The organism is Halomonas sp. AOP22-C1-8 (assembly GCF_052378905.1).
Lineage (GTDB): Bacteria > Pseudomonadota > Gammaproteobacteria > Pseudomonadales > Halomonadaceae > Vreelandella > Vreelandella citrativorans.
The window spans coordinates 1-11098 of the sequence record NZ_JBQSYD010000048.1 but is presented as its reverse complement, the minus strand read 5'-3'; the positions used below and the strand labels follow the sequence as shown (position 1 = coordinate 11098).

Annotated in this window: 11 protein-coding genes; 2 read left to right on the top strand and 9 right to left on the bottom strand. The window is 54.7% G+C overall.

The features are described from left to right. The 6 genes from ACT3TY_RS17460 to ACT3TY_RS17435 form a co-directional block, all read right to left on the bottom strand. On the bottom strand, nt 1–584 hold a 584-nt coding region (locus ACT3TY_RS17460), incomplete at its 3' end, for an IS30 family transposase (protein ID WP_444629038.1). A 474-nt stretch (nt 585–1058) separates the two neighbouring features. Further along, complete coding sequence (locus tag ACT3TY_RS17455; RefSeq protein ID WP_444629037.1) at nt 1059–2369, bottom strand: arsenic transporter; 1311 nt, start codon at nt 2367–2369, stop codon at nt 1059–1061. 14 nt (nt 2370–2383) lie between these two features. Continuing rightward, nucleotides 2384–3112: an arsenical resistance protein ArsH gene (gene arsH, locus ACT3TY_RS17450; protein WP_444629036.1), complete on the bottom strand. Its 729-nt coding sequence runs from the start codon at nt 3110–3112 to the stop codon at nt 2384–2386. After that, a complete protein-coding gene (arsC, locus tag ACT3TY_RS17445) occupies nt 3109–3522 on the bottom strand; it encodes an arsenate reductase (glutaredoxin) (RefSeq protein ID WP_444629039.1) in 414 nt (137 codons plus the stop codon). The genes arsH and arsC overlap by 4 nt, the downstream gene beginning before the upstream one ends. A gap of 17 nt (nt 3523–3539) precedes the next feature. Then, entirely contained in the window at nt 3540–3890 is a 351-nt protein-coding gene (locus ACT3TY_RS17440) for an ArsR/SmtB family transcription factor (protein ID WP_193054126.1), read from the bottom strand. Nucleotides 3891–3976: 86 nt separating this feature from the next. Continuing rightward, nucleotides 3977–4930 carry a GlxA family transcriptional regulator gene (locus tag ACT3TY_RS17435; protein WP_444622598.1) on the bottom strand — a complete coding sequence of 318 codons (954 nt, stop codon included), beginning with the start codon at nt 4928–4930 and terminating at the stop codon, nt 3977–3979. 163 nt (nt 4931–5093) lie between these two features. Between ACT3TY_RS17435 and ACT3TY_RS17430 the strand changes: the two genes are divergently transcribed. Both ACT3TY_RS17430 and ACT3TY_RS17425 read left to right on the top strand, forming a co-directional pair. Beyond that, nucleotides 5094–5972, top strand: coding sequence for an MBL fold metallo-hydrolase (locus ACT3TY_RS17430; RefSeq protein ID WP_444629035.1), 879 nt, complete (start codon nt 5094–5096; stop codon nt 5970–5972). 81 nt (nt 5973–6053) lie between these two features. Continuing rightward, on the top strand, nt 6054–6599 hold the full coding sequence (locus tag ACT3TY_RS17425; RefSeq protein ID WP_444629034.1) for a cysteine hydrolase family protein: 546 nt from the start codon (nt 6054–6056) through the stop codon (nt 6597–6599). A gap of 82 nt (nt 6600–6681) precedes the next feature. Here ACT3TY_RS17425 and ACT3TY_RS17420 read toward each other — a convergent pair whose 3' ends face one another. The 3 genes from ACT3TY_RS17420 to ACT3TY_RS17410 all read right to left on the bottom strand — a co-directional run bounded on the left by ACT3TY_RS17420 (nt 6682) and on the right by ACT3TY_RS17410 (nt 11012). After that, on the bottom strand, nt 6682–7428 hold the full coding sequence (locus tag ACT3TY_RS17420; protein WP_444629033.1) for a sulfite exporter TauE/SafE family protein: 747 nt from the start codon (nt 7426–7428) through the stop codon (nt 6682–6684). Between the two features lie 310 nt (nt 7429–7738). Continuing rightward, on the bottom strand, nt 7739–9844 hold the full coding sequence (locus ACT3TY_RS17415; protein WP_444629032.1) for a protein-disulfide reductase DsbD family protein: 2106 nt from the start codon (nt 9842–9844) through the stop codon (nt 7739–7741). A gap of 79 nt (nt 9845–9923) precedes the next feature. Then, the gene (locus ACT3TY_RS17410; protein ID WP_444629031.1) at nt 9924–11012 is read right to left on the bottom strand and encodes a TlpA family protein disulfide reductase; all 1089 of its coding nucleotides are present in this window, start codon (nt 11010–11012) and stop codon (nt 9924–9926) included. Between the last annotated feature and the right edge of the window lie 86 nt (nt 11013–11098).

Here is an 11098-nt window from a genome sequence, read left to right as displayed (position 1 = left end):
ACTGCAGACGCATTGTTCTTGCCTTTGATCAGATCCCCTTCCCAGTGCCCGGGCATTTCACGCTTGCTAACCTCGGGGGGACGCAAATGAATACTGACCATGTCAGGGATCTGACCACGACGGTCTACTTGGCCACGGCGAGGTTTACGGGTGGTTTTCCCTTGTCGCAAGCAGTGAATCAGTTCCTTGCGCAGGTGGCCAACGGGCAGGGCATAAATGGCCGTGTAGATCGTCTCTCGGCAGACGTAGGCATCGCGCAGGTCAGGTAGTTTCATGGCCTTGAGCTTGCCGCTAATCTGCTCGGGAGACAAGCGTTGTCGCAACATATGAACGATGAGGTCAAAACGCTCGGTGCCTGGCAGCAGCTTATGTTTCGGGCGACAGGGTGCTCGCCGCCGCTCTCGTTGCTGTTGGGCATGCCGGGCACAGTAGCTATTCTGATCCCTCTGGTTGCGGCGTATTTCACGAGAAATCGTTGAGGGGGCTCGTCCCAGGAGTCTAGCGATGTATCGTAAGCTCATCCCCTGGGCTTGGCCAACCTGGATACTGGCACGCTCTTCAATGCTGAGTTCGATGTATGACATACGGAAACACCTTAGCGGAAAGCTCTGGTGTTGCACTCAGTTTCTGCGGCCAAGCAGCATATGATGCCTCACAACGAACAATTTCTTGGTTCGACAACCAACTACCTGAACTTAAAGATAAAATGAGTCCTTATTTAAACCAGTAAGTGCGTATAACACCTATGAGCCTTCTGTCTGTTAATAGGCCGCAGTGATTTTTATTGACCGCGTAAGTGGCCAATATCAAGTCCCTGAGCCAGTGATCCTGCTTCATCTGTCATCGTTGGCTGTGAGTGGCTTACAGCAAACACCTATTGAGGCTCAATCACTGCCAGACCTGCTAGCTCCTTGCAGGTTGGCCTGGGGTATTAGACATTCATCGGTTAGCCAGCATCCCTCCTGTTCAAAGTGTCGCCTCAAAGACCGCTTCTGGCCGATACCAGAAGCTAGGCAGAAACCCTGCCTAGCTTCCATCCAACCTAAATCCCTATACACTCACCCCGCAGACAACACCGGCAGCCAAAGCGCCAAAGCAACCAGCGTTGCCAATAGCACCGGCGGCGTTATCAGCAGGCCGATTTTCATATACTGGCCCCAGCCAATTTTGTATCCCTTGCCCGCTAGTACGTGTAGCCAGAGCAGGGTGGCGAGGCTGCCAATGGGGGTGAACTTGGGTCCCAGGTCATTACCAATCACGTTGGCGTAGACCATCAATTCCTGCGTTACTGCAGGCACGTTCGCTTGATCAATCGCCAGCGCGCCAACCAGTGTCGAGGGCATGTTGTTCATGACCGAGGCGACGATGGCGGAAAGGAAACCGGTGCCCAGCGTGGCGATAAAGTTGCCCTGTTGTGCCAGCCACTCAAGCGCCAAAGCGCCATAATTGGTCAGCCCTGCATTACCCAGCCCGTAAACGACGAGATACATGCCGATTGAGAACAGCACTATCTGCCAAGGGGCGCCGCGTAGCGCATCTGATACGGAGACGATGGCACCACGGCCTGCTCGCCACCAGCGTCCGGCAATTGCCATTAGCAGCACGGCGGCTGTTCCCGTTACAAAGGCGATGGGAATGCCTAGCGGGGCGGTCACGAAGTAGGCGACAAGCAGCGTTGCCAGCAGCGGAAACGCCACTCGAAATATCAGCGGGTCCTTTATAGCTGAGCGCGGTGGGTCGAGGTTTTCGACGGCGTAGTGTTTAGGAATACGGCGGCCAAAGGCTATCCAGAGCACGGCCAATGTAGCCGCTACTGACACCAGGTTCACCGGCACCATAACCGCCGCATAGCGGTCAAAGCCAATATCAAAGTAGTTGGCACTGACGATATTAACGAGGTTAGAGATCACCAGGGGCAGGCTGGCCGTGTCGGCAATGAACCCCGTCGCGATGATGAAGGCCAGCGCCGCAGGCGGCTCAAACTTCAGGCGCAGAAGAATAGCGATCACAATGGGCGTTAGCAGTAGGGCGGCGCCATCGTTAGCGAAGAAGGCGGCAATGACCGCGCCGAGTAACACGACCAGCGGGAACAGTAGATGCCCGCGCCCATTGCCCCAGCGCGTCACGTGCAGCGCTGCCCAGGCGAAGAATCCCGCTTCGTCTAAAATCAGCGAAATAATGATCAGGGCAACAAACGTAAAGGTGGCATCCCAGACGATGTCCCACACCACAATGATATCCGCTAAATGCACCACGCCCATAAGCAGTGCTACTAACGCGCCGCCCAGCGCGCTCCACCCGATACCCAAACCTTTAGGCTGCCAGATCACCAGCACCAGGGTGACGACAAAAATAGCCAGTGCCAACATGAAAGGACCTTACGTCAGTGAGTGTTTTGGTTAACGCGGCGAGAGAGTTCTTCAGCGCTCTCGACACGCTCTGAATAGCGGTCGGTAAGATAGGCGGACTTGTCGCGCGTCAACCAGGTGAATTTCACCAGTTCCTCACACACATCGACGAGACGCATATAAAGAGGTGAGGGCTTCATGCGCCCGGCATCGTCAAATTCGGTGAACGCTTTGGGGACAGAGGATTGGTTAGGGATGGTGATCATGCGCATCCAACGCCCGAGGATTCGCATCTGGTTAACGGCGTTAAAACTTTGGCTGCCGCCAGACACTTCCATCACCGCCAGCGTTTTACCCTGAGTAGGGCGAACACCGCCCAGCGATAGCGGTATCCAGTCGATTTGCGTTTTCATAATGCCCGTCATCGCACCATGCCGTTCGGGGCTGACCCACAGCATGCCTTCGGACCACTGGGCAAGGTCGCGTAGCTCTTTTACCTTCGGGTGATCGGCCTCTGAATCATCTGGCAGCGGTAAGCCAGAAGGGTTAAAGGTACGTACTTCACAGCCGTACCAGCGCAGCAACCGCGCCGCTTCTTCGGACGCCAAGCGTGAAAAAGAGCGTTCGCGCAGAGAGCCGTAAAGCACCAGAATCTTGGGGGAATGACGCGGCGCATCGGGCCCCGTCAATACGTCCACGTCTATTGGCTGGAGCTTTTGGAGATCAATGTTGGGCAGGTCGTTGAAACTGATAGGTTCGCTCACGGGTGGCTGCCCTTAAGGTGCACTACCTCACCATCTTCTTTGGTAAACGTGGTGACTGGGTTGGCCAATAAGTCGAGTACACGCTCTGAAGGGCGGCACAGGCGCGCGCCTTTTTCCGTTACCACAATGGGGCGATTGATCAGGATGGGGTGCGCGATCATGGCGTCTATCAGTTGATCATCGCTTAATGCTGGATCATCGAGATTAAGTTCTTCAAAGGGTGTGCCCTTGCGGCGCAGTAGCTCTCTTGGGGTAATCGCCATCATCGAGATCAGTTCGACCAGCCGCTCGCGACTGGGTGGTGTTTTCAAGTACTCGATGACGTGCGGTGTCTCACCGGATGCTTCGATGATCGCTAACGTATTGCGCGAGGTGCCGCAGGCGGGGTTGTGATAAATCGTCGTTTTCAAAGTCGTTTTCAAAAGAGTTATTCCTTCTCGGTAGTGAGAGAACAGTCAGTAAAGGCCGTCAGAAGCGGCTCGCAAATCTCTGGGTGTCCCGCACAACAATCGCGAACCATAAAGCCCAGGATTTGTTGCATATGGCCGAGATTAGCGCGATAGATAATGGATCTACTCTGCCGATGAGAGCTGACCCATCCTGCCCGTGAAAGCACCGAAAGGTGCGCCGACATCGTGTTATGGGGCACCGATAGCTGGCGTGCAATTTCCCCCGCAGGAAGGCCTTCGGGCTCATGGCGTACCAAAAGCCGAAAGGCTTCAAGACGCGTTTCCTGAGAAAGAGCACTAAAACTGGCCGTGACGTTTTTAATTTCCATATGTCCAGTATTATAGACATGTTGGAAAATAGCAATCACATTAGGTTATGTGCATTGCTTGGAATGTTAGATCTAAGCGTTGGTCGTCAGGCGTTGCCACCGAAGGTTTTGCGCCAATCACGTGGGCTAACTTGATGGCGCTGCCGGAAATGTTGGCGGAAAGACGTTGCCGTGTGAAAGCCCGCCTTTTCTGCAATCGCTTCTACCGACAACGAGGTGGTTTCCAAAAGCTCGCGCCCACGCCGTAACCGTTCGCTCACTAGCCACGCCACGACGGTCATGCCGGTGGCTTTTTGGAAATTTCGCGTAAAGGTACGGCGGCTCATGGCGGTGCGCTCAGCAAGCTCGTCAATCGTGTGCGATGCCGATAGGTTTTCTCGTAGGTAGTCGAGCAGGCGATTGATATGCGCATCTTGGGTTGAGGCGGCAACCGGCTGCTCTATGAACTGCGCTTGTCCACCTTCCCGATGGGGTGGAACGATCATGGCACGGGCCACCTTGTTGGCAACCTGCGCGCCATAGTATTCGCGTACCAGGAATAAGCAGCAATCCAGGCCAGCAGCGGTACCGGCCGACGTCACTAGACGGTCTTCCTCCACATAGAGCGCATTGGTGTCCAGCGTAACGTTGGGAAAGCGGCCACTAAAATCCTGCTCGGCCATCCAGTGGGTCGACGCCCGCCTGCCATCCAACAGCCCGGCATAAGCCAGCGCATAGGTGCCGTAACACAGCCCCACGACGTGAGCGCCTCGCTCATGACAGCGGACGAGCGCCTCACACAACTCTGGTGGCGGTGCTTCATTCAGGTCGTGCCATCCAGGCACTATCGCAATATCCATGTTATCCAACAGTTCTAAACCGCCATCGGGCTTCACCGTCATTGCCCGTTCGCCTTCGATGGAATTTCCCCCAGGTGCCACAATGGAAAGATTGAACAGCGTGCGATCAGACAACGCTATACCAAACACCATATAGGGCACGGAGAAGTGGAAGGGGCTGAAGTGTGGGTGAAGGATTAGGCCGACATTGGGTAGAGACAAAGCGCGACTCCTGCTATGCATTTTATAACCTGCTATGCGTTTTATAAACAGTAGCATCATGGCCCAAAAGTTTCGATAAATGTCTTTCAGGCCAATTCTTTTGTTGATTGAGCCTCTCTAAACTACTTGCCATTACCCGTAACGAATTTAAGGAAGTACACAGATGCTCATCAAGACTCTCGCTAGTTCTCTCGCCATCGCCATGGCTCTTATCGCCCACAGCGCATCCGCGGACTCGCTCTCTCAAGAGGCAACGCAGCAGGTGCAGCAGATCCGCAATGCGACGGTGAAGATTACCTATGGGGACACCACTTTCCTGATTGATCCTATGCTGGCCGAGCAGGGCGCCTATCCGGGATTTGAAGATACCTACCGTAGCGAGTTGCGTAATCCGCTGGTTGGGCTGCCAATGCCGGCGGAAGATGTGATCGGCGATATAGACGCTGTCATCGTCACTCACACGCACCTCGACCACTGGGATGCCGCCGCGCAAGCGCAATTGCCGAAGGACATTCCCTTGTTCGCTCAGAATACCGCTGATGCCGAGCTGATTCGCTCTCAGGGATTCAGCGATGTGCGCATCCTTGATAGCGGCACCGAGTTTGGCGGCGTGCAGCTTCACAAGACGGGCGGCCAGCATGGCTCCGATGCTCTCTATGCTGTTCCTGAGCTTGCGCAATCGCTAGGTGACATCATGGGTGTCGTCTTCGAAGCTCCGGGGCAGAAAACGACGTATTTAGTCGGCGATAGCGTATGGCGCGATGAGGTCGAGCAGGCAATGGAGCGCTACAACCCAGAGATGATCGTGCTGAATACCGGTGCTGCCGAGGTAGACGGTTTCGTAGGTGATCCCATCATTATGGGTAAGGAAGATACGCTGCGTACCCACCAGAAAGCCCCGAATGCCACCATCATCGCGGTGCATATGGATGCCGTAAATCATATGACGCTAAGCCGTGACGAACTGGCTGATTACGTGCAGAAAGAGGGAATTCAGGAGAATGTAGTGATTCCCGCCGATGGTGAGGTCATTTCCTTCTAATCCCAAGGGCCGCTTCTTTATATAGCGGCCTACTTCTTCTTGTCAGCCTATTGGCAAACGCTACTGAAAAGGATTGATAATATGAGTCATCGCGCAATCATTGTCGTCGATATCCAAAATGAATATTTCCCCGGCGGCAAGCTGCTGTTGAACGGTATTGAAGAGGCTGCCACGAACGCAGCTGACGTCATTGAACATGCCCGGTCGGCAAACGATCTTGTCGTCTATTTTCAGCATGAATCTGCCGATCCAGACATTCCTTTTTTCACCCCTGGTACGCAAGGGGTAGCCATTCACCCCATAGTCGCGCCGTTGGGCGAGGAAACGGTACTAGTGAAGCATTTTCCTAACTCGTTTCGTGAGACCGGTTTGCAAGAGCTGTTGGACCAGCAAAATATTGAGGAGGTCGTCATTATTGGCGCAATGAGCCACATGTGCATCGATGCCACCAGCCGCGCAGCGTCGGATTTGGGTTACAAGACGACGATTATCCACGATGCCTGCGCCACGCTGGATCTTGAATTCGATGGCGTGACGGTGCCTGCGCCTCAGGTTCACGCAACGATCATGGCAGCCTTGGCCTTTGCTTACGGTACGGTCACTACAACAAAGCAGTATATTGGCTAACGCCATCGCGTTGTGCGACGTGGCCGCCTCATCGCCGCCTTCGAAGCCTTACGGGTGGAAGGCGGCTTTTGATTCTTGCTCGTCATAAAAGCGGACGGCTAGCAAGTTCAAGGCCTAGTACTATCAAAAAGAGCAAAAAGCACTGACGAAACCGCTGTGGGCTAATCCGCATCCGTATATATTGACCCGCCCACATTCCGATCAGCGCAGGAATAATCGCCAAGGCGGACGTACCTAGTTGCGAGACCTGGAAAGCATCATGGGCGAACAGTCCTAATGCTAGTGCAAGCGTGGAAATGGTGAACGATAAGCCCAGGGCTTGCACGAATTCTTCCCGGCTCATATTAAGTGAGGCAAGGTACGGCACTGCTGGCATCACGAATACACCTGTTGCGCCAGTGACGACTCCCGTTATCAAGCCGATAACCGGAGAAAGCCACCGCTCCAGGAACGTGGAAACGGAGAAGGCGGGGGCAAGCAGCGTATAACCGGCATAGACAATCAAAGCGACGCCGAGCCCAAACCCAGACCAGAGTGGGTCTACGCGGACTAATAAGGCAGCACCAGCGATGGTGCCCAAGCAGATACACAGCATCATTGGCCAGAGCCGCTGCATCAGCTGTGTAATCGATGGGCCAGAAAGCAGCTGCCAGACATTGGTCACTAAAGAGGGCAGAACGAGAAGGGCAGCAGCGCTCGCCGGTGGCATCGCTATAACAAGTAAACCCATCGCGACGGTTGGCAGCCCCATTCCAGTGACACCTTTCACCACGCCAGCAATCAAAAAAGTGCCAATCAGGAGCAAAAGATACAGCATGAGATCGTGCATAGAAGGCTCGTGTTAAGGAACGGCTGAGAGCTAAACTGAAGCTCAGGATAATACCCGGCACAATGCGGAATTATTAGCTCACCTTTCGGATAACCCGACTGACTGAGTTTCTGCCAAGCAGGCTTGGCTTAGGGGAGAGTGCACTACAGGATCATATTAACGAACAGGCATGTGCCGCAGGTCGCCTGCTTGATCTGCGAATTCGCATGAAAACATACGAAGGTGTGTGCGAGATGGTTTTTCACAGGGTGGGCATCGACCTATTGCACGGTTCTCCTGCTAACTGTTCAGCACCTGTTAACCGTGCGGGTTAACCAGACTTGCCCGCTAACGTCGATAACACATTTGGCGCAAGAATCTGTGAAAGGACTTCAGGCTCGTTTTGGTCTGGCGTGTACCATAAGTAGAGAGGTACCCCTGAGCGGCCGTGTTGCTCCAAAAAAGCGGTGATGGCTGGGTCACCATTGGTCCAGTCACCTTTCATAGTGATCACATCCGCCTGCGCAAATGCTTGTTGCGTGCTGGCTGTATCAATGGCTCGCTGTTCGTTCATATGGCAAGTGACGCACCAGTCTGCGGAAAAGTAGACAAAGATGGTTTGCTCCTGCTGCCGAAGTTCGGCCAGGCGGTCCGCGTCAAAGTCGAGGGTGCGTGTAGCGGGTGAATTTGCGGCGGCATTAATGGGCGCTTCGTGCCCTGCAAAGGAGCCAGGGACGAGGATGCTTCCCGTCAGCGCGAGTACGGCCGCGAGTGCTGCCGGTACCCAGACCAAGCGCTTGCCGTTGCGTTGGCGCAGGCCGGTGAACCAAAGTCCTATGGCTAGTAGTAAGATCAGAGCGAGGCTTGCAATCATGCCGTTATTGCTGAGCTGGCGGCCAAGCACCCAAGCTAACGCTAAAGCGGTTAGGAACATTGGGATGGCCATGATATGCCGAAAGGTGGCAAGCCAAGGGCCCGGCCGAGGAAGGCGACGGCGAAGCATTGGTATGAAACCAAGCAGCAGAAACGGTAAGGCAATGCCCAAGCCCAGGCCCACGAAAACCGTCAGTGCGGCAACCGTAGGGAGTACCAGGGCGGCGCCAAGCGCTGTGGCCATAAATGGGCCGGAGCAAGGTGTTGCGACGAAAGCGGCAAGTACGCCCGTCCAGAAAGCACCGGCCATGCCCTCCTGGCTAGCCAGTTTGGAGCCAGCATTGATGGAGCCTAGTTCAAAAAGGCCTGCCAGGTTAAAGCCAATCGCGGCAGTCAACAGCGTAAGCACCACAATGACCCGTGGGTCTTGTAACTGAAATGCCCAGCCAACGTGAGTACCGGCTGCGCGCAGAGCAATAATCGTTGCGCCCAGGATCAAGCAAACGAGGACCACACCGGCGGTATAGGCTAGCGCCTCACGCCGGGCTTCGCGTTGACCACCGGACAGGCGTGCAAGGCTAAGGACCTTAAGGCTGAGAATAGGGAAAACGCAGGGCATGATATTGAGCAGAACGCCGCCCAGTACGGCGCCGAGAAATGCGGTCAGTAGTAATGTAGAACTACTTTGTACGCCAGCTGTGCTTGCGTTTGGCGTTGGCGCACCATCACTACGGCTAACCAATGCTAAGCCGGTTCCATTGCCCAGTGACAGAAGTGCTTCGAACTCGTCAGGTGGATTGTCTGTCTGCCAGTATTTTGCCAACTGGGTTTCAATAATCAATGTGTCGCCTTCACGACTAAAAACCTGCTCAGACGCGGGATCAGCCACGTTATCGGTGGCAACAAACAAGTGTGGATCGTTGAGTTCCACGCTGGTGGGCAAGGGGATGCTTAAACGCAGCTGGTTATCATCGGTCGTCACAAAGCTGGCTTGCGAACCGAGAGGCCTGGGAAGCTCGCGCCGCCATTCATCGAAGCGTGTTTTGCGCTCAGGCGTAATGTGGCCATCGCCTGCGACCAGCGTAGTGGCAAGCGATGCTTCCTCTGGAATGCAGGCATCAGCGCGACAAGCCAAGTAGTTGAAATCAACGCTAATAGGCAGAGAGGTCCCTGCGGGCACAGAGGCGTCTATTTCAATGGGCAGCAATAGTGCATAAGGGTGCTCGTAGACATGGTTCATCAGATCGCCAGTCATTAGCGTCTGCGGTACCGGGTAAGCAGCATCGCCTACGCTGACACCTTCCGGTAATTGCCAATTGAACTGCGGTGGCAGGCCAATACTACCCGGCTGTTTCCAATATCCATGCCAACCTGATTGCGGCTCCATGAAAACGGCTAAGGTGCTGGAGGAACCAGGTGCCGGTTGACCTGTTTCCGCTATCAGAGTGCTCTTAATCAGTACTTCGCCCGAGATGCCGGGAAATTCCTGTGCAGCGCCGATCTGGGGAGTCAGCATTAACACCAGGCAGAAAAGGACAAAGTAGCGATAAAGGAACGTGGGCATTGGCTATCAGCCCGCGTGAGGCGGGCTGCTCCAGTAAAGAAAGGGGGCCGCGCTATGGCTTGCGCGGAGTGGCTTACGCTTATTGACTGAGGCGCTCGACAGCTTCGCCTAACGCGGTGTCTTGTGGTCCAAGTTTGTCGGTTATCTTGCCGTCAGCATCAATTAATACAACGGTAGGTATCTGCTGAACGCCGAACGCACGGTGTATCTCGCCCTCGGCGTCAAGCAACACCGGTATCGCCGTCTCGGTGGTATCAAGATAACTTTCGACATCGGACTCTTGGGTCCAAAGACCAGAAATAATGCCTACCCACTGTACGCTTTGGTCTTCGCTCAGCTGGTTGACGGTTTCGCGTACGCGGCGGCAGGCGGTGGAGGTTTCTGGCTGGCTCTCGGCAAGATAAGGCTCACACCACGTGGCAAAAAACACCACACCCAGTGGCTTGTCTGTCGTCTCCCGAGTCAGGTCGATGGTAGTGCCGTCACGCGTGGTGACATCAAGGTGAGTCACCGTATCGCCCACCGTTAAAGCGTTGGCGTCGATATCCTTGACGGCGGCTCCTTCGGTCGCTGCTGAGTTGGGATCAGCGGGTTCAAGCACTGCCTGTAGCGCCTGTTCCAGGGCTTGATCGTCACGATGACCAATGTGAGTGATGTGACCACTGCGATCAATCAGAACGTGCTGCGGGGTAACGCGTAGATTCAGCGCTTCGGCTAGCGTGCCGTCATCTACCGTGATAGGCATGGTCAGGCCCATTTCCTCGCGATAGACACGTGCGGATTCTTCGGTGTCAGCGTAGCCGGTGTTCACGGCGATGACTTGGATATCATCACCATGCGCTTCTTGAAATGCCTGGAACCCGGGCATCTGCTGGCGGCAGGGCACGCACCAGGTTGCCCAGAACTTTATATACACGGGTTTTTCGCCATATAGCGCGCCTAGATCAATAGTCTCACCATCCAGCGTGGTAATGCTCAGCTCGGGGCCTGGCTGACCAATTAAGGACTCGCCAGCCGCTATGGCACGCTGTTCACCGTCGGCATCTTGATCATAGGCTTGATCGGCGTCTGGTTGCTCAGTGGTCTCGGTGGCGTGTGCCGAACCGAAGCAGCCGACCAACATGGCGAGCAGTATCGCCGCTGAACATTTCGTGTTTACTATACGCATTGATTTCATCCTTTTGGCAAATCGTTCTGAGCTAACGTAAAGAGCTAAGGTAAAGAGCTAACTCAAGAACCGGCATAAAGAACTAG

Coding starts and splice junctions, on each gene's coding strand:
- ACT3TY_RS17455 (WP_444629037.1), bottom strand. CDS start 2,369: ATGTTGGCACTGGCTATTTTTGTCGTCACCCTGGTGCTGGTGATCTGG.
- ACT3TY_RS17415 (WP_444629032.1), bottom strand. CDS start 9,844: ATGCCCACGTTCCTTTATCGCTACTTTGTCCTTTTCTGCCTGGTGTTA.
- ACT3TY_RS17425 (WP_444629034.1), top strand. CDS start 6,054: ATGAGTCATCGCGCAATCATTGTCGTCGATATCCAAAATGAATATTTC.
- ACT3TY_RS17430 (WP_444629035.1), top strand. CDS start 5,094: ATGCTCATCAAGACTCTCGCTAGTTCTCTCGCCATCGCCATGGCTCTT.
- ACT3TY_RS17420 (WP_444629033.1), bottom strand. CDS start 7,428: ATGCACGATCTCATGCTGTATCTTTTGCTCCTGATTGGCACTTTTTTG.
- ACT3TY_RS17440 (WP_193054126.1), bottom strand. CDS start 3,890: ATGGAAATTAAAAACGTCACGGCCAGTTTTAGTGCTCTTTCTCAGGAA.
- ACT3TY_RS17410 (WP_444629031.1), bottom strand. CDS start 11,012: ATGCGTATAGTAAACACGAAATGTTCAGCGGCGATACTGCTCGCCATG.